The following is a 20,216-nucleotide window of genomic DNA, read 5'->3' on the forward strand; positions in this document are numbered from 1 at the left end:
AGCGTGCGGCTTTTCAAAAGTCGCTATTATTTTCTGACAGCCATAAAAAAACAGGGCCGAAGCCCTGTCTCTTATGCATATAACAGCGTGGTGTACTGATTAGAACTGGTAAACAATACCCAGAGCCACGATGTCGTCGCTGCTCATGCCCAGCTTGTTGTCGCTTTTCAGCTGGTTGATCATGTAGTCAACGTAGGTGGACATGTTTTTGTTGAAGTAGTAGGTTGCGCCAACATCGATGTAGTTGATGTAATCTTCGTCACCAATACCCTCTACGTCTTTCGCTTTGGATTTGTAGTAAGCGATGGACGGACGCAGGCCGAAGTCGAACTGGTACTGTGCAACAACGGAGAAGTCCTGAGTTTTGTTAGCGAAGCCGCGGCTGCTCAGACGTGCTGCGTTGCGCATTTCACCGTACAGCGCTGCCAGGTAGATGTTGTTCGCGTCATATTTCAGACCGGTTGCCCACTGCTCAGCTTTGTCGCCTTTACCCCATGCCAGGTTCTGCTGTGCGTTGGTACGGTCAGCAGCGCCATAAGCACCCAGTACGGAGAAGCCGTCAAACTCGTAGCTCATAGACGTTGCCCAACCGTCGCCGTTAGAGCGAACAGCGTCGTCACGTTCGTTTTTGCCCAAGTACTGAACGCCGAAGTTCAGACCATCAACCAGGCCGAAGAAGTTGTTGTTGCGGTAAGTTGCCAGGCCACCGGTACGGCCAGCGAAGAAGTCATCGCTCGCGCCAGTGTCGCCACCGAACTCAGGCAGCATATCGGTAATACCGATTACGTCGTATACCAGGCCGTAGTTACGACCGTAGTCGAAGGAGCCTGCGTCACCAAATTTCAGACCAGCATAGGCCAGACGGGTTTTGTTACCGGTCTGCGCGTCGCTGCCTTCAGAGTTGTTACCCTGGAAGTTATATTCCCACTGGCCGTAACCGGTCAGCTGGTCGTTGATCTGAGTTTCACCTTTGAAGCCCAGACGCGCGTAGGTTTTGTCGCCATCGTTGCCGGAATCATCAGAGAAGTAGTGCAGACCAACGGCTTTACCGTACAGGTCCAGTTTGTTGCCGTCTTTGTTATAGATTTCTGCAGCGTTAGCTGCACCGGCTACCAGCAGGGCAGGGATCACCGCTGCCAGAATATTGCGCTTCATCATTATTTATTACCCTCATTGGTTTTTTTATGACACTCGCCACTGCCGCCAATAAATTCTGTCAATAAATATTTCCGGAACTATTGATGAGAGTTTGGTGTCTTTATGTGTCTGACAGGCATCTTTCCATTCACCGAACCGTTTCGCTAGCCTGAAAATGCTACAAACATCAAGATTGAGTAACAAAAAGAAATAATGTGTAAGAATTTGTGTAATTTAAGGAACTTTGTGAACCACCTCAAATTTCAGAACTGAATGGTCAACAAATCAGCTCTCCTTTGGTTATCTATATGAATTGCTTATCTTTAATTTAGATAAAAGCGCGTCCTATAAACAAACCTTCAACGGGTCGTTTTTTCTTATACGCTAAATAAGACTTCTGGATGGCTGTGAAATTGATTGAAAATTGTGCTAATGCTTCAGATTTGTATTAGGCGCAATGATGGTGTGGTTTCTTTTTTGTTGACAGATATTTCGCGGAAATAAAACGTAACAGGCAGTGGTTTTTGCGGGGTTGATGTTTAATGAAGCTGACTTATCGCTGACGAAAATTGACAGTGCAGAATAAAATAATGGCCAGCATAGCTGGCCATTGAGATTGATGCTGATTAGAAGCTGGCGTTACGCGGGGTACGCGGGAACGGAATGACGTCGCGCACGTTCTGAACGCCGGTCACGTAGGCAATCAGACGCTCGAAGCCGAGGCCAAAACCGGAGTGCGGTACGGTGCCGTAGCGGCGCAGATCGCGATACCAGCTGTAGTCCGCCGGGTTGAGCCCCATCTCTTCCATACGCGCATCCAGTACGTCCAGGCGCTCTTCACGCTGGGAACCCCCGATGATTTCACCGATGCCCGGCGCCAGAACGTCCATTGCGGCAACGGTTTTACCGTCTTCGTTAAGGCGCATGTAGAAGGCCTTAATGTCTTTCGGGTAGTTTTTCACGACAACCGGCGCTTTGAAGTGCTTCTCGGCCAGGTAGCGTTCGTGTTCGGAAGAGAGGTCCACGCCCCAGTAAACCGGGTTCTCGAACTTCTCACCGCATTTTTCGAGGATTGCCACCGCGTCGGTGTAATCCACCTGGGCGAAGTCAGCGGACACGAAGCGCTCAAGGCGGGCAATCGCGTCGTTGTCCACGCGCTCGGCGAAGAATTTCATGTCGTCAGCGCGCTCTTCAAGCACCGCTTTAAACACGTATTTCAGCATGGCTTCAGCCAGCGCGGCAGCGTCGTCCAGATCGGCAAAGGCCACTTCCGGCTCCAGCATCCAGAACTCCGCCAGGTGGCGGCTGGTGTTAGAGTTTTCCGCACGGAAGGTTGGGCCGAAGGTGTAGATCTTAGACAGCGCGCAGGCGTAGGTTTCGCCGTTGAGCTGGCCGGACACCGTCAGGAAGGCCTCTTTACCAAAGAAGTCTTTGTCAAAGTCTACTTTGCCTTCCGGCGTGCGCGGCAGGTTTTCCATATCCAGCGTGGAAACGCGGAACATTTCACCGGCACCCTCGGTATCGGACGCGGTAATCAGCGGGGTAGAGACCCAGAAATAACCCTGCTCGTTAAAGAAGCGATGCAGCGCCTGCGCCAGCGTATGGCGTACGCGAGCTACGGCACCAATCAGGTTGGTGCGCGGACGCAGATGCGCCACTTCGCGCAGATACTCAATGCTGTGGCGTTTTGCCGCCATTGGGTAGGTATCCGGATCTTCAACCCAGCCGGTCACTTCGATGGCAGAAGCCTGAATTTCGAAACTCTGGCCCTGGCCCGGTGAGGCGACAACAACACCGGTCACGATAACGGAGCAGCCTGTTGTCAGGTGCAGCACGTCATCATTGTAATTGGGCAGAGAATTATTAATGACGGCCTGTACAGGATCAAAGCAGGAACCGTCATAGACGGCGAGGAAGGAGATGCCAGCTTTAGAATCTCGGCGAGTACGCACCCATCCGCGCACGGTGACTTCCTGGTCAACGGCGACACGGCCCTGGAGTACGTCGGCTACAGGCACAACGCTCATAATATTCTCTCTGTTAATAGTCGGAAAAAATAAACACTTGTCCACCCTTATGGGGGGATATCTATGTTACCTGCCATCCGCTATCAGACAAGTAAATTTCGCAGCCAAAAGAGAAGAATTAAGAAAAAATAAGGGGAGGGGGAGCCATTAAGGCTCCCCCAGGCGCTTAGCTGGCCTTTTTAATCTGCGGGAGATCGAACGCTTTGCGCAAGGCGCGAACGAAGGCTTTATCATGGCAGATGGTTTTTCCCGGGCTGTCGGAGAGCTTTGCTACCGGCTTACCGTTACATTCCACCAGCTTAATAACAATATTCAGAGGTTTTACCTGAGGAATATCGCACGTTAAGCGGGTGCCAATACCAAAGCTCAGGTTCACTCGGGAAGAGAAATGACGATACAGGTCGACGGCCTTCGCCAGATCGAGATTGTCGGAGAAGACCAGCACCTTGCTCATGGGATCAATGCCGAGCTTCTCGTAATGCGCGATGGCTTTCTCGCCCCACTCAACGGGATCGCCGGAATCATGGCGCAGGCCCTGATAGCGTTCGGCAAACTCAGGACCAAAGTCGCGCAGGAACGCGTCCATAGTAATGCAGTCGGTCAGCGCGATACCGAGGCGATCCGGGTACTCTTCAAGCCATGCGGCCAGGGCGGCGCGCTGGCTGTTCGCAAGGTCGGGGCTGATCTGCTGATGCGCCTGGAACCACTCGTGCGCCTGGGTGCCCATCGGCGTTAAGTCCAGTCGACGCGCCAGGTCGTAGTTGCTGGTGCCGACAAACCACGGTTCCTGCTGCAGGCGCTCAACGATGGCCTGCTGTACCTCGCGTGAGAATCGACGGCGGGTACCAAAGTCCATCAGGCGGAAGCGTGACATATCCAGCCCGTCGGTCAGCGCAGTAAACTCAACCAGCTTTTTCTCCAGCGAGTCCAGCGCCTGCTCAACGCCCATTTCCGGCGAGCGGTAGCGGTGGGCCAGCTCGCTGATGACGGCCAGCAGCGGCACCTCCCACATGATCACTTCGCGCCACGGCCCTTCAAGACGGATGTTGAGCTTGCCGTTATCGTTAGAGATGGTGACCTGCTCAGGCTTATAGCGGAAGTCGCGCAGCCAGTTGAGGTAGTCTTCTTTAAAGAACGGCAGGCCGGAAAGCCATTGATACTCATCGTCCTGCAGCGCCAGATGCTGCATGGCATCGACCTGTTCGCGAATGGAATCCGCATAGATACCCAGCAAGTCGTCGCCCCGGCAGCGAAACTCCGCCGCAACATGGACATCATGATAGTGGTGAAACACGGCTTGCTGCATATGCAGTTTATACGCGTCGGTATCCAGCAACGTATGCAGAACAGGGGAAGGGAATTGAGTCATAGGTGCGCAGTAGCATCCTCTCACGGGAGCGTTTAGTACAATAAACAACGCTGAAGTATACCGTGTTTATCAATTTATTGAACCCCGATCACACCATAAGGTGTCTTTAGGGTCGAGCGCATTTCGTGCCCCGTGTTATAAAAATGTAGCGAAAAAGGGCGTTGTCACTGAAAAGATGAACATTCTGCGTAGCGCGTTTTCCGCAACAGGAATAGACTGGATTCGATATTCGACAAACGATGCATAAGGTTTTCTATGACACAACAGCCACAAGCCAAATACCGCCACGATTACCGTGCGCCGGATTACCTGATTAGCGATATCGATCTGACTTTTGACCTGGATGCCACTAAAACCGTTGTTACGGCGGTAAGCCAGGTCATGCGCCAGAGCGCGACGGCTGTGCCGCTGCGCCTGGATGGCGAAGACCTGACGCTGGTTTCCCTGCATATTAATGATGTAGCCTGGACAGACTATAAAGAAGAAGGCAACCAGCTGGTCATCGATAATCTGCCGGAACGCTTTACGCTGCGCATCGTCAATGAAATTAGCCCTGCTGCTAACACCGCGCTGGAAGGGCTCTACCAGTCGGGCGTGGCGCTGTGTACCCAGTGTGAAGCCGAAGGCTTCCGCCATATCACCTGGTATCTTGACCGCCCGGACGTGCTGGCGCGTTTTACCACCAAAATCATCGCCGATAAAACGCTGTATCCCTTCCTGCTTTCCAACGGGAACCGCGTAGGCGAAGGCGAACTGGAAAACGGGCGTCACTGGGTGCAGTGGCAGGACCCGTTCCCGAAACCGTGCTACCTCTTTGCGCTGGTGGCGGGGGACTTCGACGTCCTGCGCGACACCTTCAAAACCCGTTCAGGCCGCGAGGTGGCGCTGGAGCTGTTTGTTGACCGCGGCAACCTCGACCGCGCGCCGTGGGCGATGACCTCCCTGATCAATTCCATGAAGTGGGACGAGGAGCGCTTCGGCCTCGAATACGATCTCGACATCTATATGATCGTCGCCGTCGACTTCTTCAACATGGGCGCGATGGAGAACAAAGGCCTTAACGTCTTTAACTCAAAATACGTCCTCGCCCGCACCGATACCGCCACCGATAAAGATTATCTCGATATTGAGCGCGTTATCGGCCACGAGTATTTCCACAACTGGACCGGCAACCGCGTGACCTGCCGCGACTGGTTCCAGCTGAGCCTGAAAGAGGGCCTGACCGTCTTCCGCGACCAGGAGTTCAGCTCCGATTTGGGGTCGCGCGCGGTCAACCGCATCAACAACGTGCGCACCATGCGCGGCCTGCAGTTTGCGGAAGATGCCAGCCCGATGGCGCACCCGATACGCCCGGACAAAGTTATTGAGATGAACAACTTCTACACCCTGACGGTGTACGAGAAGGGCGCTGAGATCATTCGCATGATCCACACCCTGCTGGGCGAAGAAAACTTCCAGAAGGGCATGCAGCTTTACTTCGAGCGTCATGACGGCAGCGCGGCTACCTGCGATGATTTCGTGCAGGCGATGGAGGATGCCTCGAATGTCGATCTCTCCCACTTCCGCCGCTGGTACAGCCAGGCCGGCACGCCGATTGTGACCGTTAAAGACGACTACAACCCGGAGACCGAGCAGTACACGCTGACCATCAGCCAGCGCACGCCGCCGACGGCCGAGCAGGAAGAGAAGCATCCTTTACATATTCCGTTCAGCATTGAGCTGTACGATAACGAAGGCAAAGTCATCCCGCTGCAGAAGGGCGGCCATCCGGTCCATCACGTGCTCAACGTGACCCAGGCCGAGCAGACCTTTATCTTCGATAACGTCTACTTCCAGCCGGTCCCGGCGCTGCTTTGCGAATTTTCCGCACCGGTGAAGCTGGAGTACAAGTGGAGCGACCAGCAGCTGACCTTCCTGATGCGCCACTCGCGCAACGACTTCTCCCGCTGGGATGCGGCGCAAAGCCTGCTGGCAACCTACATCAAGCTGAACGTTAACCGATACCAGCAGGGTCAGCCGCTGACTCTGCCGGTGCACGTGGCCGATGCGTTCCGCGCGATCCTGCTGGATGAGCACATTGACCCGGCGCTGGCAGCTGAAATCCTGACGCTGCCGTCCGCGACGGAAATCGCCGAGCTGTTCGACATCATCGACCCAATCGCGATTGTTGCCGTGCGTGAAGCGCTGACCCGCACGCTGGCGACCGAGCTGGCGGACGAGTTCCTGGCGATTTACAACGCCAACCGGCTGGACGCGTATCGCGTCGAGCATGCGGATATCGGCAAGCGGTCCCTGCGCAATACCTGCCTGCGCTACCTGGCGTTTGGCGAGGTCGAGCTCGCAGACGCCCTGGTAAGCAAGCAGTATCACGACGCGGACAACATGACCGACGCGCTGGCGGCCCTGGCCGCAAGCGTCGCCGCCGAGCTGCCGTGCCGCGATGCGCTGATGCAGGAATACGACGACAAGTGGTACCAGGATGGTCTGGTGATGGACAAGTGGTTCATCCTGCAGGCCACCAGCCCGGCGGCCGACGCGCTTAGCAACGTGCGCAGCCTGCTGAAGCATCGCTCCTTCACCATGAGCAACCCGAACCGCGTGCGCTCGCTGATCGGCGCGTTTGCCAGCAGCAATCCGGCCGCGTTCCACGCGGAAGACGGCAGCGGCTATCAGTTTATGGTGGAAATGCTGACCGAGCTGAACAGCCGTAACCCGCAGGTGGCGTCGCGCCTGATTGAGCCGCTGATCCGCCTGAAGCGCTACGATGCGAAGCGTCAGGCGAAGATGCGCGCCGCGCTTGAGCAGCTGAAAGGGCTGGAAAACCTGTCCGGCGATTTGTACGAGAAGATCGCTAAAGCCTTAGCGTGATGTAAAAAAGCCCGGGTGGGCAGCTAAAAGCAAAACGGCAACCTCGGTTGCCGTTTTTAGTGTTTTCTCCCTCTCCCTGCGGGAGAGGGCCGGGGTGAGGGCATCAGGCATTAGCCTTCGCCCGCCTTAACTCCGTTTCCCCGCGCTTCATCACCCGAACCAGCACCTGCGCCTCCAGCTCCGCTAGCCTGGCAGAGCCCACGCGGCGCGGACGCGGAATATCCACCGTCAGATCCAGCCCAATTCGTCCTTCTTCTATGAGCAGCACGCGGTCGGCCATCGCGACGGCTTCGCTGACGTCGTGCGTGACCAGAATGACCGTAAAGCCGTGGGTCTGCCACAGCGAAACGATCAGCTCCTGCATTTCAATGCGCGTCAGGGCATCCAGCGCGCCGAGCGGTTCATCGAGCAGCAGCAGGCCGGGGCGATGGATCAGCGCCCTTGCCAGCGCCACGCGCTGCTTTTGACCGCCGGACAGCGCGGCTGGCCACTCTGCGGCACGGTTTTCCAGCCCGACGGCGGCCAGCGCATGACGCGCGTTATCGCGCCAGCTTCCCTTTAGCCCCAGGCCGACGTTATCAATGACCGATTTCCACGGCAGCAGGCGCGCGTCCTGAAACATCATCCGCGTATCGTCCTGAATGTTCGCCAGGGGCGTCGTGCCTGCGAGAATTTCACCGCCGTTCGGCGCTTCCAGCCCCGCCAAAAGCCGCAGCAGCGTGCTTTTTCCGCCGCCGCTGCGGCCCACCACGGCCACGAACTGTCCGGCGGGAATGTGAAGATCCAGCGCGTTAAGAATTGTGTTATCGCCGTAGCGTTTGGTTACGCCGTTAAGCAGCAGCGGCGTACCCTGGTTCAGTCGAGCCGTATTCATGCTTTTACCTCCTGAGCGGTATAGGCCGGGTTCCAGCGCAGCCAGGTGCGCTCCAGCCACTGGGCGCTGACGTCGGCAAGCTTGCCGAGCAGGGCGTAAAGAATGATGGCAACCACCACCACGTCCGTTTGCAGGAACTCGCGGGCGTTCATCGCCAGATAGCCGATGCCGGAGTTAGCCGAAATGGTTTCAGCAACGATCAGCGTCAGCCACATCAGGCCCAGCGCAAAGCGCACGCCGACCATAATGGAGGGCAGGGCACCCGGCAGGATCACGTGGATAAACAGCGCGAAGCCGGAGAGCCCGTAGCTGCGCGCCATCTCCACCAGCCCGCGATCGATGCTGCGAATGCCGTGCCAGGTATTGATGTAAATCGGGAACAGCGTCCCCAGCGCCACGAGGAAGATCCTGGCGCTCTCATCAATGCCGAACCACAGGATAACCAGTGGGATCAGCGCCAGATGCGGCACGTTGCGCAGCATCTGAACGGACGTGTCCAGCAGGCGCTCTCCCCAGCGCGACAGGCCGCTAATCAGCCCCAGCGCCAGGCCGATGCTGCCCCCAATCGAAAAGCCAATCGCCGCGCGCCAGGAGCTGATCGCCAGGTGCTGCCACAGCTCGCCGCTCACGCTCAGCGACCAGAAGGCTTCGACAACGCCCTCGGGTGAGGGCAGTATGCGGCTGGAGAGCCAGCCGACCGAGGACGCCAGCTGCCAGAAGGCGACAATGCCGACGGGGAGAAACCAGGGGGCGGCGCGCAGCAGCCATTTTTGTGCGGTGGCAGACATGGTTGTCTCCTTAGCTTTGCGCCGCTTTTCGCGGGATAAACTCGTTTGCAATTGCTTCGCCCTGAAGCTGAAGCCGCTGCGGCTGCGGTATCTCCGGGATGGCGACATCCAGATGCGGGAATAACAGCTCGCCTACCCTGTAGGCCTCTTCAAGATGCGGATAGCCGGAGAGAATAAAGCTATCGATGCCCAGCTCCGCGTACTCGTTGATACGCGCCGCCACGGTTGGGCCATCGCCCACCAGCGCCGTTCCCGCGCCGCCGCGCACCAGGCCAACGCCCGCCCACAGGTTGGGGCCGATCTCCAGATCCTCGCGCTTGCCGTTGTGCAGCGACGCCATCCGGTGCTGCCCCACGGAGTCGGTTTTGGCAAACGCCGCCTGGGCCTTGGCTATGGTGGCATCATCGAGATGTGAAATCAGCCGGTCCGCGGCCTGCCAGGCCTCCTCATTAGTTTCGCGCACAATCACGTGCAGGCGAATGCCGAAGCGGACCCTGCGGCCATGCGCTGCCGCTTTGGCACGGACCTGTTCAATTTTCTCCTTCACCAGGTGCGGCGGCTCGCCCCACGTTAGGTAGAGGTCGACCTGCTCGGCCGCCAGATCCTGCGCGACGTCCGACGAACCGCCAAAATAGAGCGGCGGACGCGGCTGCTGCACCGGCCGGAAGTAGAGCTTCGCATCGCGAACGTGGACGTGTTTGCCCTCGAACGTCACGGTCTCGCCCTCAAGCAGGCGGCGCCAGACGCGGGTAAATTCGGCGGACGCCTCGTAGCGCTCGGTATGATCGAGGAACACGCCGTCGCCCGCCAGCTCCTGCGGATCGCTGCCGGTCACCAGGTTAAACAGCGCGCGTCCGTTAGACAGCCGATCCAGCGTGGCGGCCTGGCGCGCGGCCACCGTCGGGGAAACGACGCTTGGGCGCAGCGCGACGAGAAACTTCAGCCGCTGGGTGACCGGGATCATCGAGGCTGCGACCAGCCAGGCGTCCTCGCAGGAGCGTCCGGTCGGGATCAGCACGCCGGTAAAGCCGATGCGGTCTGCCGCCTGCGCAATTTGCTGCAGGTAGCCATGGTCAACGGGACGAGACCCTTCTTCGGTACCCAGATAGTGGCCGTCACCGTGAGTAGGTAAAAACCATAAAAGATTCAGACTCATGATTTGGTTCCTTCTTTGCCGGCAGGCTGCCAGATGCGTTCGCGAATATTGACCTGTTTTGGCACCAGGTGGTTTTGATAAAAGAGGTCGGCGGTATGCTGCTGAAGCGCGGCGACGCGCGCGTCCACGGGGGAAATGGTGGTGGGCGGCCGATGGTCGAGGTAGCTCGCAATCACCGGTTCAGGCAAGCCCATGGTTTTTGCCAGCAGGGCAATGCTCGCCCGGCGCTGGGTTTGCGTCAGCGCATCGGCCTCGGTAAAGGTATCCAGCACGCCATGAATAAAGGTGCCGTTCTTTTCCGCATACGGACGTGCGGCGAGGTAGAACGAACCGGTCTGCTTCAGCGTGGTGCCGTCTTTGAGCACGCGCACGCCGCCCTGCAGCAGCGCGGCGGAGTAGTACGGGTCCCAAATGGCCCAGGCATCAACGTTCTTTTGCTGGAACGCGGCGCGGGCGTCGGCGGGCGTCAGGTAAACGGGCTGAATGTCGGTAAACTTAAGCCCGGCCTCCTGCAGGGCGCGCAGCAGCAGGTTGTGCGAGCTGGAACCTTTCTGGAATGCGACCTTATGGCCCTTAAGGTCGGCGACGCGCTTAATGTCGCTGTTCTCTGGAACCAGGATCACTTCCGCCTTGGGCTTGGCAGGCTCAACGCCAACGTAAACCAGATCCGCGCCCGCTGCCTGCGCAAAGATCGGCGGAATATCGCCGGTGCTGCCAAGATCGATACTGCCGACATTGAGCGCTTCAAGCATTTGCGGCCCGGCCGGGAACTCTATCCAGGAGAATTTCGTTTCAGGAAAACGCTTTTCCAGAAGCTGGTGATTTTTTGCCAGCACCATGCTGACGCTGCCTTTCTGATAGCCGATGCGCAGGCTGTCGGGCGCCGCGTCGGCCGCATTCGCCAGAGACGAGATCGCCAGCAGGCCTGCGAGTCCGATTCGGGTTAACGTTTTAAACATGGGCGACTCCTTGCAGCTGCTTGAATGCAGGCACCGTGGCATCGCGGCGGTGCAGGGCCTGCCAGAACGTTTCCAGCGCGCTATCGAGGCGGGTTTGCAGGTTCGGCGTGAAGTGCGGCCTGTGCTGATAATCGATAACCTGCGAATCGTCAGCAAAGACGCCGTGCAGGATCTCCTGCGCTTTCAGCGCGCTGAGCACCGGCTTGAGGGCGTAGTCCACCGCCAAAAGGTGGGCGAGGGTGCCTCCGGTCGCCAGCGGCAGGACAACTTTGCCGTCCAGCGCGCGTTCGGGCAGCAGGTCGAGCAGGGTTTTCAGCGCGCCAGAAAACGAGGCTTTATACACCGGCGTCGCGACGATTAATCCGTCCGCACCGTGCAGCTGCTCGATGAACGTCTTCAGCGCGGGGCTATCAAAACGGGCGTACAGCAGATCCTCAGGCTCGAAGTTGTGCAGATTCCAGTGGCACACCTCCACGTTTAGCGCATTGAGCTTTTCGCGGGCGTATTCCAGCAGCGAACTGGAACGAGAGGGAAATCGGGGACTTCCGGCCAGGGTGATAACGCGCATGCAGGCTCCTTATAACTAATTGTTTGCTTTTATCTAACATTGATAACAATTTTCAGGAGTGTGACATCGCGGGCGTTCTCCGCTAAATGATTTATCCGCAAAATAAATGCCATAAACCGCATAAGAAATGTGCTGAAAGGTAAACGTTTGCGTTTTAACCCGCTTTTTTTGCCACAGGTCAATTCCCTTTCCGCGTCGGATCGCTGATAATCCCCTCCCGGTTTGCACACCGGGAATCCAGGAGAGTTCATGTACTACCCCTTCGTTCGTAAAGCCCTTTTCCAGCTCGATCCAGAGCGCGCCCATGAATTGACATTTCAGCAATTACGCCGCATTACCGGAACGCCGCTGGCGGCGCTGGTGCGTCAAAACGTGCCGGAGAAACCGGTGCAGTGCATGGGTCTGACCTTTAAAAATCCGCTGGGCCTCGCGGCTGGCCTTGATAAGAACGGTGAATGTATTGATGCGCTGGGCGCGATGGGGTTTGGCTCTATCGAAATCGGGACGGTGACGCCGCGCCCTCAGCCTGGCAACGACAAGCCGCGCCTGTTCCGGCTGGTCGAGGCCGAAGGGCTGATCAACCGCATGGGCTTCAATAACCTCGGCGTCGATCGCCTGGTCGAGAACGTAAAAAAATCCCATTACGATGGCGTATTAGGCATCAATATTGGCAAGAATAAAGACACGCCAGTTGAGCAGGGTAAAGATGACTATCTGATTTGTATGGAAAAAGTCTATGCCTACGCCGGTTATATTGCGATAAATATTTCATCGCCGAATACCCCGGGCCTGCGCTCCTTGCAATATGGTGAAGCATTGGACGATCTTCTGAGCGGGATTAAAAATAAGCAAAATGAACTTCAGGCGATCCACCATAAATATGTTCCGGTAGCGGTTAAGATCGCCCCGGATCTTTCCGTTGAAGAATTGATCCAGGTGGCCGACAGTTTAGTTCGCCATAATATTGATGGCGTTATTGCCACCAATACGACGCTCGATCGCTCCCTCGTGCAGGGAATGAAACACTGTGACGAAGCGGGTGGTTTAAGCGGTCGTCCGGTGCAATTAAAAAGTACCGAAATTATTCGTGCCCTGTCGGCCGAATTAAACGGTCGTCTCCCGATTATCGGCGTAGGGGGAATCGACTCCGTCATCGCCGCGCGCGAGAAGATGGCGGCGGGGGCATCGCTGGTCCAAATTTATTCCGGCTTTATTTTTAAAGGACCTCCGCTGATTAAAGAAATCGTTACGCATATCTAATCTTTTCTCTGAATCAGACAACCAGGGCTTTATTTCCGGCCCTGGTTGTTTTATATTCCGTCACTGTTGCTTATTTAGACATTATAGTCTTTTATTAATGTGGTAATAAACGAAGCGGCAATCAGGACATTTTTAGAACAGGACGTTCCGGGGACGGGAGAGAAACATGCGTATTAAACCTGACGATAACTGGCGCTGGTATTTTTGCGACGAGCACGATCGAATGATGCTCGATTTAGCCAATGGCATGCTGTTTCGTTCTCGTTTTCCACGCCGCATGTTGACCCCCGATGCTTTCTCCCCTTCGGGATTCTGCGTTGAGGATGCCGCTCTTTATTTCTCCTTTGAAGAGAAATGCCGTGACCTCGTCCTTTCAAAAGAACAGCGCGCCGAGCTGGTGTTAAATGCCCTGGTCGCCATCCGTTTCCTCAAGCCACAGATGCCAAAAAGCTGGCACTTTCTCGCGCACGGCGTGAACTGGTCACCGACAACGGGGGATGCAGCAAGCGTGAATTTAAGCGATACCGCGGAAGAGGTGAACCTGCTGGTGGTTGAGCCCGGTGAAAACGCGGCGCTTTGCCTGCTGGCCCAGCCCGGCGTGACGATCGCCGGGCGAATGATGCAGCTTGGCGATGCGATTAAAGTGATGAACGACAGGCTGAAGCCTCAGCTTCGCGTTGATGCATTCAGCCTCGAGCAGGCGGTTTAAGCTTCCAGCTGTACCGACGTGACGGGAACGCAGCTGCAGCACAGGATCGTACCGTCTTCCCCAATCGCCGATTTTTTCAGCCCGGTGACTTCGCCTTCAATCAGTTTAATTCGACAGCATCCGCAAATCCCCGCGCGGCAGGAATAGGGAACGCGTATTCCCGCCTGTTCAAGCTGCTCAAGCAGCACCTGCTGGTTGTTCCCCTTGATGACTTTGCCTTCCCAGTGAATGTCCACGCTCGACGCTGGCGCCGTTTCGAGATCGACGAACTCCTCTTCCTGACCGGATCCGTACGCTCTGGCAGGGCCGCGGGCGAGGATCTCGACGTCATCGCCCACGCGGATCACGCCGCTTGAGCGGGGGATGAGGTTTTGGCCGAAATCCACGTCGCCGTTATCCTGCGCGGTGCGGAAGGACTGCAGGGTTTTTAGCGGCTCGCCGGAAGGGTGCTTTTGGCCTTTCTCCGGGCTCACGGTGGTGAAAATGCAGCGGCTGCACGGCTTCACCACGTCAAAAATCACGCTGCCGATTCGAATGACTTTCCAGGTGTCCTCATCCCAGGCGTCTGCGCCCGTCACCACCAGGTTAGGACGGAACTGCTCCATCTTCACGCTGGCCTTGCAGCGGTTTTGCAGATCGCGCAGGGACGCTTCGCTGGTGAGCAGGAACGGGAAGCCGTCGGCGAAGGAGAGCGGAACGGCATCATGTCGCTTAACGCGGCGCGTTAGCTCCGGGCCGACCCAGCGCAGCTGAACGTCGCGGGCAAAAAAGCCGCTCAGCCAGCGGTTAACGTCGTCAGGGGCGATGCGCGCGGTAAAATGATTGCCCCACACTTCCGTTGGCGCATCCACGGGCGCAAAATCGCTGAAGCGCACGACCGCGCTGGAGCCGTCCGGTGCGGTCAGGTGCAGCCCATCATGCAGCGGGGAAGGGGTAAAGCGAACCATTTGCGGGAACTGTCTTGCTGTGATAAACGTGCCGTCAGGCTCGGTGACCATAAAAATACGATCGAAGGCAAATCCGCTCATGTCGGCAAGCGCGTGAGAAACGCCAATGCCGCGCATGGATTTCACCGGATGGATAAAAAGCCTGGATAACGTCGCCACTGCACACTCCCACAAATGAAAATAAGCCTTCAACTTTATGACATACACGCCATATTAGCTATAATGCGCGACAATTTTCTAAGAGTAAAAGTGACGATATGAATTCTCTGTTTGCCAGTACGGCCCGTGGGCTGGAAGAGCTGTTAAAAACTGAACTGGAAGCCCTGGGCGCGCAAGCCTGCCAGGTGGTTCAGGGTGGTGTCCATTTCGAGGGCGACACGCGGCTTATTTACCAGAGCCTGATGTGGAGCCGCCTGGCGTCGCGCATCATGCTTCCGATGAAGGAGTGCAAGGTCTACAGCGATCTTGACCTCTACACCGGCGTACAGATGATCGACTGGACAGAGATCTTCACGCCGGGCGGCACCTTCGCCGTGCATTTCAACGGCGTGAACGATGAGATCCGCAACAGCCAGTACGGCGCGCTGCGCGTCAAAGACGCCATCGTTGACTGCTTTACCCGTAAAAATAAAGAGCGCCCGAACGTTGACCGCGAAAATCCCGATCTGCGCATCAACGTCTGGCTGAACGGCGACACTGCCAGCATTTCTCTGGATCTGAGCGGCCACGGTCTGCACCTGCGCGGCTACCGCGATCGCACGGGCATCGCGCCGATTAAAGAGCCTCTTGCCGCAGCCATTGTGATGCGCTCAGGCTGGCAGCCGGGAACGCCGCTGCTGGACCCGATGTGCGGTTCCGGTACGCTGCTGATTGAAGCGGCCATGCTGGCGACCGATCGCGCGCCGGGGCTGCATCGCGGCCACTGGGGCTTTAGCGGCTGGGCGCAGCACGACGAGGCTATCTGGCAGGAGGTGAAAGCCGAAGCGCAGGCCCGCGCGCGCAAAGGTCTGGCGGAGTACACGTCCCGTTTCTACGGCTCCGACAGCGACCCGCGCGTGATTGAGCGCGCCCGCAGCAACGCCCGCCGTGCCGGTATCGGTGAGCTCATTACCTTCGAAGTAAAAGACGTCGCAACGTTAACCAATCCGCTGCCAAAAGGCCCGTACGGCACCGTGGTCAGCAACCCGCCGTACGGCGAGCGTCTGGACAGCGAACCTGCGCTGATTGCGCTGCACAGCCTGCTGGGCCGCAACATGAAAGACCACTTTGGCGGCTGGAACCTCTCCCTGTTCAGCGCGTCGCCAGAGCTGCTGAGCTGCCTACAGCTGCGCGCCGACCGCCAGTTTAAGGCGAAAAACGGCCCGCTGGACTGCGTGCAGAAAAACTACCATCTGGCCGAGAAAGCGGCGGACAGTAAGCCGTCCGGCGTAGCGGAAGACTACGCCAACCGTCTGCGCAAAAATCTGAAGAAATTCGAAAAATGGGCGAAGCAGGAAGGCATTGAATGCTATCGCCTGTACGATGCCGATCTGCCGGAATATAACGTTGCGGTTGACCGCTACGGCGACTGGGTGGTGGTGCAAGAGTACGCGCCGCCGAAAACGGTTGATGCACAAAAGGCCCGCCAGCGCATGCTGGACGTGATCGCTGCAACCATCGGCGTGCTCGGCATTGCGCCGAACAGGCTGGTGCTGAAAACCCGCGAGCGCCAGAAAGGGAAAAATCAGTATCAGAAGATGGGCGAGAAGGGCGATTTCATCGAAGTGGGTGAATACAACGCGCGCCTGTGGGTCAACCTGACCGACTACCTTGATACCGGCCTTTTCCTCGACCACCGCATTGCCCGCCGCATGCTGGGCCAGATGAGCAAGGGTAAAGACTTCCTGAACCTGTTCTCCTACACCGGCAGCGCCAGCGTTCATGCGGGCCTGGGCGGCGCGCGCAGCACCACCACGGTGGACATGTCCCGCACCTATCTGGAGTGGGCCGAGCGTAACCTGCGTCTGAACGGCTTAACCGGACGCCAGCATCGCCTGATGCAGGCCGACGTGCTGGGCTGGCTTCGCGAAACCGACGAGCAGTTCGACCTGATCTTCATCGATCCGCCGACGTTCTCCAACTCCAAGCGCATGGAGGATAGCTTTGACGTTCAACGCGATCACCTGCGCCTGATGACCGACCTCAAGCGCCTTCTGCGCAAGGGCGGCACGATTATGTTCTCGAACAACAAACGCGGATTCCGCATGGATCACGACGGCCTGGCGGCTCTGGGGCTGAAAGCACAAGAAATCAGCCAAAAAACGCTGTCTCAGGACTTCGCCCGTAACCGTCAGATCCACAACTGCTGGTTAATCACCGCGGTCTGAAAGGAAAAATAAATGTCATTAATTAGTATGCACGGCGCGTGGCTCTCCTTCAGCGACTCGCCGCTTCTCGATAACGCAGAGCTGCACATCGAAGATAACGAGCGCGTTTGTCTGGTAGGCCGTAACGGCGCGGGCAAATCCACGCTGATGAAAATCCTCAACCGCGAGCAGGGGCTGGACGACGGCCGCATTGTCTACGAACAGGATTTGATCGTCTCTCGCCTGCAGCAGGACCCGCCGCGTAACGTGACGGGAAGCGTCTACGATTTTGTGGCTGAGGGCATCTCCGAGCAGGCTGAATACCTGAAGCGCTACCACGAAATTTCGCATCTGGTGATGACCGACCCGAGCGACAAAAACCTGAACGAGATGGCGCGCCTGCAGGAGCTGCTGGACCACCATGGCCTGTGGCAGCTGGAAAGCCGTATCACCGAGGTATTGGATCAGCTTGGCCTGGAGGCGGATATGGAGCTGTCGGCGCTGTCCGGCGGCTGGCTGCGTAAAGCGGCGCTGGGCCGTGCGCTGGTCAGCGGGCCGAAGGTGCTGCTGCTGGACGAGCCAACGAACCACCTCGATATCGAAGCGATTGACTGGCTGGAAGGGTTCCTGAAAACCTTTAGCGGCACCATTATCTTTATCTCCCATGACCGTTCGTTTATTCGCAATATGGCAACCCGCATTGTCGATCTCGATCGCGGCAAGCTGGTGACCTATCCGGGCGATTACGACACCTACCTGCTGGAGAAAGAAGAAAACCTGCGCGTGGAAGAGCTGCAAAACGCCGAGTTCGACCGCAAGCTGGCGCAGGAAGAGGTATGGATCCGCCAGGGCATCAAAGCCCGCCGTACCCGCAACGAGGGCCGCGTTCGCGCCCTGAAGGCGATGCGTCGCGAGCGTAGCGAGCGCCGCGAAGTGATGGGCAGCGCCAAAATGCAGGTTGAAGAAGCCTCCCGCTCAGGAAAAATCGTCTTTGAGATGGAAAACGTCAACTATCAGGTTGATGGCAAAGTGCTGGTGAATGATTTCTCTGCGCAGGTTCAGCGTGGAGACAAAATCGCGCTGATTGGCCCGAACGGCTGCGGCAAAACCACGCTGCTCAAGCTGATGCTCGGCCAGCTGCAGGCCGACAGCGGCCGCATTCACTGCGGCACCAAGCTGGAAGTCGCTTACTTCGACCAGCACCGCGCGGAGCTGGACCCGGACAGAACGGTGATGGACAACCTGGCCGAAGGTAAGCAGGAAGTGATGGTGAACGGTAAGCCGCGTCACGTTCTGGGCTATCTCCAGGACTTCCTGTTCCATCCTAAGCGGGCGATGACGCCGGTGCGCGCGCTGTCCGGTGGGGAACGAAACCGTCTCCTGCTCGCGCGCCTGTTCCTGAAGCCAAGCAACCTGCTGATCCTCGATGAACCGACGAACGATTTGGATGTCGAAACGCTGGAGCTGCTTGAAGAGCTGATTGACGGCTATCAGGGTACCGTGATGCTGGTGAGCCACGATCGTCAGTTTGTGGATAACACCGTGACGGAATGCTGGATCTTCGAAGGCGCAGGGCGCATTGGCCGCTACGTTGGCGGTTATCACGACGCGCGCGGCCAGCAGACGCAGCATCTGGCGCAAAAACAGGCGAAATCCAAAGCTGCGCCGGAACCTGCTGTTACAAAAGCAGAAACTGTTAAAAAGCCATCGGCTAAAATGAGCTATAACCTGCAGCGCGAGCTGGAAGGGTTACCGCAACGGCTGGAAGAGCTGGAGGCCGCGCTTGAAGCGCTGCAGGCTCAGGTCGCGGACGCTTCATTCTTTACGCAATCGCACGACTATACTCAGAAAGTATTGGCTGATCTGTCCGCGGCTGAAAAAGCCCTGGAAGAGGCTTTTGAGCGCTGGGAGTATCTTGAGTCACTGAAAAACGGCGCATAACCAGGGATAAACTATGTGTGACCAGCACCATGCCGACAGGCATATATTATGCTCGCAATGCGATATGCTCGTGGCGTTGCCAGAGCTTGGTCACGGACAAAAGGCGTTGTGCTCGCGCTGTGGTACAACGCTGACAACCGAGTGGGATGCGCCGAGGCAGCGTCCCACTGCCTACGCTATCGTCGCCCTGTTCATGCTGGTGCTCTCTAATCTCTTCCCCTTCATTTATATGAAGGTGGGGGGGATGACCAGCCAGGTTAAGCTGCTTGAAATTCCGGGCGTGATGTTCTCGGAAGATTACGCCAGCCTCGGTACATTTTTCCTCCTGTTTGTCCAAATCGTTCCCGCGTTTTGCCTGATCGTCATTCTGCTGCTCGTTAACCGGGTGAGAATGCCGGATGCCCTTAAAATCAGGCTCGCGCGATTCCTTTTCCAGCTTAAGAGCTGGGGAATGGCGGAGATCTTCCTGGCCGGAATACTGGTTAGCTTCGTCAAGCTGATGGCCTATGGCGACGTGGGCATTGGCAGCAGCTTTATTCCGTGGTGTTTGTACTGCATATTGCAGCTTCGCGCGTTTCAGTGCGTTGACAGGCGCTGGGCCTGGGACGACATCGCGCCTGCGCCGCATCTTAACCGTACGGTTAAAGTGGGCGTGACGGGCATTCGTCAGGGGCTGCGCTCCTGCTCGTGCTGTACGGCGATACTGCCTGCGGATACCGAAGTGTGTCCGCGCTGTGAGACAAAAGGCCACGTGCGGCGCAAAAACAGCCTGCAGTGGACCATGGCGCTGCTGGTGACCTCCATCATGCTCTATTTGCCCGCCAATATTCTGCCCATCATGATCACCGATCTGCTGGGCGACAAAATGCCCTCAACGATCCTGGCCGGGGTAATTTTGCTGTGGGGCGAGGGGTCATATCCCGTTGCTGGCGTGATTTTCATTGCCAGCATCATGGTGCCGACCCTGAAGATGATTGCGATTGCCTGGCTCTGCTGGGACGCCAAAGGACACGGCAAGCGCGACAGCGAGCGCATGCATCTTATCTACGAAGTTGTCGAATTTGTCGGACGCTGGTCCATGATTGACGTGTTTGTCATTGCCGTTCTCTCTGCGCTGGTGCGCATGGGGGGACTGATGAGTATTTATCCCGCAATGGGTGCATTAATGTTTGCGTTGGTCGTCATTATGACCATGTTTGCGGCCATGACCTTCGACCCTCGTCTATCGTGGGATCGTGAGCCAGAGTCAAGCCATGAGGAAGAGTAAG

Annotated in this window: 15 protein-coding genes; 6 read left to right on the forward strand and 9 right to left on the reverse strand. The window is 57.2% G+C overall.

Annotated features, from left to right (window positions below):
• Positions 1-99 precede the first annotated feature (99 nt).
• From ompF to pncB, 3 genes are all read right to left on the reverse strand, one after another.
• Positions 100-1,158: a porin OmpF gene (gene ompF / locus V1599_RS10270; RefSeq protein WP_112009222.1), complete on the reverse strand. Its 1,059-nt coding sequence runs from the start codon at positions 1,156-1,158 to the stop codon at positions 100-102.
• 605 nt (positions 1,159-1,763) lie between these two features.
• Entirely contained in the window at positions 1,764-3,164 is a 1,401-nt protein-coding gene (gene asnS / locus V1599_RS10275; protein ID WP_112009224.1) for an asparagine--tRNA ligase, read from the reverse strand.
• Between the two features lie 166 nt (positions 3,165-3,330).
• Positions 3,331-4,533 carry a nicotinate phosphoribosyltransferase gene (gene pncB, locus V1599_RS10280; protein WP_395301497.1) on the reverse strand — a complete coding sequence of 401 codons (1,203 nt, stop codon included), beginning with the start codon at positions 4,531-4,533 and terminating at the stop codon, positions 3,331-3,333.
• A gap of 255 nt (positions 4,534-4,788) precedes the next feature.
• On the opposite strand from pncB, the gene pepN reads away from it, so the two are divergent.
• Positions 4,789-7,401: an aminopeptidase N gene (gene pepN, locus V1599_RS10285; RefSeq protein WP_395301498.1), complete on the forward strand. Its 2,613-nt coding sequence runs from the start codon at positions 4,789-4,791 to the stop codon at positions 7,399-7,401.
• 103 nt (positions 7,402-7,504) lie between these two features.
• Here the strand turns inward: pepN and ssuB are convergent, their stop codons facing one another.
• From ssuB to ssuE, 5 genes are read right to left on the reverse strand one after another with little or no spacing between them, the layout of a single operon-like run.
• On the reverse strand, positions 7,505-8,275 hold the full coding sequence (ssuB, locus tag V1599_RS10290) for an aliphatic sulfonates ABC transporter ATP-binding protein (RefSeq protein ID WP_395301499.1): 771 nt from the start codon (positions 8,273-8,275) through the stop codon (positions 7,505-7,507).
• Positions 8,272-9,063 (reverse strand): aliphatic sulfonate ABC transporter permease SsuC, encoded by a 792-nt coding sequence (ssuC, locus tag V1599_RS10295; RefSeq protein ID WP_395301500.1) that lies wholly within the window; start codon positions 9,061-9,063, stop codon positions 8,272-8,274. The genes ssuB and ssuC overlap by 4 nt, the downstream gene beginning before the upstream one ends.
• A gap of 10 nt (positions 9,064-9,073) precedes the next feature.
• Complete coding sequence (ssuD, locus tag V1599_RS10300) at positions 9,074-10,219, reverse strand: FMNH2-dependent alkanesulfonate monooxygenase (RefSeq protein ID WP_395301501.1); 1,146 nt, start codon at positions 10,217-10,219, stop codon at positions 9,074-9,076.
• On the reverse strand, positions 10,216-11,178 hold the full coding sequence (locus V1599_RS10305) for a sulfonate ABC transporter substrate-binding protein (RefSeq protein ID WP_395301502.1): 963 nt from the start codon (positions 11,176-11,178) through the stop codon (positions 10,216-10,218). Before V1599_RS10305 ends, ssuD begins: the two co-directional genes overlap by 4 nt.
• Positions 11,171-11,746 (reverse strand): NADPH-dependent FMN reductase, encoded by a 576-nt coding sequence (gene ssuE, locus V1599_RS10310; protein WP_395301503.1) that lies wholly within the window; start codon positions 11,744-11,746, stop codon positions 11,171-11,173. Before ssuE ends, V1599_RS10305 begins: the two co-directional genes overlap by 8 nt.
• A 249-nt stretch (positions 11,747-11,995) precedes the next feature.
• Here ssuE and pyrD point away from each other — a divergent pair, with 249 nt between their 5' ends.
• Positions 11,996-13,006 (forward strand): quinone-dependent dihydroorotate dehydrogenase, encoded by a 1,011-nt coding sequence (gene pyrD, locus V1599_RS10315; protein ID WP_297115417.1) that lies wholly within the window; start codon positions 11,996-11,998, stop codon positions 13,004-13,006.
• 166 nt (positions 13,007-13,172) lie between these two features.
• Complete coding sequence (gene zapC / locus V1599_RS10320) at positions 13,173-13,715, forward strand: cell division protein ZapC (protein ID WP_395301504.1); 543 nt, start codon at positions 13,173-13,175, stop codon at positions 13,713-13,715.
• On the opposite strand, the gene V1599_RS10325 is transcribed toward zapC, so the two are convergent.
• The gene (locus V1599_RS10325) at positions 13,712-14,821 is read right to left on the reverse strand and encodes a YcbX family protein (protein ID WP_112009234.1); all 1,110 of its coding nucleotides are present in this window, start codon (positions 14,819-14,821) and stop codon (positions 13,712-13,714) included. The genes zapC and V1599_RS10325 overlap by 4 nt on opposite strands.
• Before the next feature lie 98 nt (positions 14,822-14,919).
• Here V1599_RS10325 and rlmKL point away from each other — a divergent pair, with 98 nt between their 5' ends.
• The 3 genes from rlmKL to pqiA are packed head-to-tail and all read left to right on the forward strand — an operon-like array spanning position 14,920 to position 20,215.
• Positions 14,920-17,028 (forward strand): bifunctional 23S rRNA (guanine(2069)-N(7))-methyltransferase RlmK/23S rRNA (guanine(2445)-N(2))-methyltransferase RlmL, encoded by a 2,109-nt coding sequence (rlmKL, locus tag V1599_RS10330; protein WP_297115419.1) that lies wholly within the window; start codon positions 14,920-14,922, stop codon positions 17,026-17,028.
• A 12-nt stretch (positions 17,029-17,040) separates the two neighbouring features.
• Complete coding sequence (locus V1599_RS10335; protein ID WP_395301505.1) at positions 17,041-18,948, forward strand: ABC transporter ATP-binding protein; 1,908 nt, start codon at positions 17,041-17,043, stop codon at positions 18,946-18,948.
• A 13-nt stretch (positions 18,949-18,961) separates the two neighbouring features.
• Positions 18,962-20,215, forward strand: a complete 1,254-nt coding sequence (gene pqiA / locus V1599_RS10340) for a membrane integrity-associated transporter subunit PqiA (protein WP_395301506.1) — start codon at positions 18,962-18,964, stop codon at positions 20,213-20,215.
• The last annotated feature ends 1 nt before the right edge of the window (position 20,216 follow it).

Source organism: Enterobacter sp. ECC-175 (assembly GCF_043968675.1).
Lineage (GTDB): Bacteria > Pseudomonadota > Gammaproteobacteria > Enterobacterales > Enterobacteriaceae > Enterobacter.

Bases quoted from the DNA above. Each gene is read 5' to 3' on its own strand.
- ompF (WP_112009222.1), bottom strand. From the start codon at position 1,158: ATGATGAAGCGCAATATTCTGGCAGCGGTGATCCCTGCCCTGCTGGTA.
- asnS (WP_112009224.1), bottom strand. From the start codon at position 3,164: ATGAGCGTTGTGCCTGTAGCCGACGTACTCCAGGGCCGTGTCGCCGTT.
- pncB (WP_395301497.1), bottom strand. From the start codon at position 4,533: ATGACTCAATTCCCTTCCCCTGTTCTGCATACGTTGCTGGATACCGAC.
- pepN (WP_395301498.1), top strand. From the start codon at position 4,789: ATGACACAACAGCCACAAGCCAAATACCGCCACGATTACCGTGCGCCG.
- ssuB (WP_395301499.1), bottom strand. From the start codon at position 8,275: ATGAATACGGCTCGACTGAACCAGGGTACGCCGCTGCTGCTTAACGGC.
- ssuC (WP_395301500.1), bottom strand. From the start codon at position 9,063: ATGTCTGCCACCGCACAAAAATGGCTGCTGCGCGCCGCCCCCTGGTTT.
- ssuD (WP_395301501.1), bottom strand. From the start codon at position 10,219: ATGAGTCTGAATCTTTTATGGTTTTTACCTACTCACGGTGACGGCCAC.
- V1599_RS10305 (WP_395301502.1), bottom strand. From the start codon at position 11,178: ATGTTTAAAACGTTAACCCGAATCGGACTCGCAGGCCTGCTGGCGATC.
- ssuE (WP_395301503.1), bottom strand. From the start codon at position 11,746: ATGCGCGTTATCACCCTGGCCGGAAGTCCCCGATTTCCCTCTCGTTCC.
- pyrD (WP_297115417.1), top strand. From the start codon at position 11,996: ATGTACTACCCCTTCGTTCGTAAAGCCCTTTTCCAGCTCGATCCAGAG.
- zapC (WP_395301504.1), top strand. From the start codon at position 13,173: ATGCGTATTAAACCTGACGATAACTGGCGCTGGTATTTTTGCGACGAG.
- rlmKL (WP_297115419.1), top strand. From the start codon at position 14,920: ATGAATTCTCTGTTTGCCAGTACGGCCCGTGGGCTGGAAGAGCTGTTA.
- V1599_RS10335 (WP_395301505.1), top strand. From the start codon at position 17,041: ATGTCATTAATTAGTATGCACGGCGCGTGGCTCTCCTTCAGCGACTCG.
- pqiA (WP_395301506.1), top strand. From the start codon at position 18,962: ATGTGTGACCAGCACCATGCCGACAGGCATATATTATGCTCGCAATGC.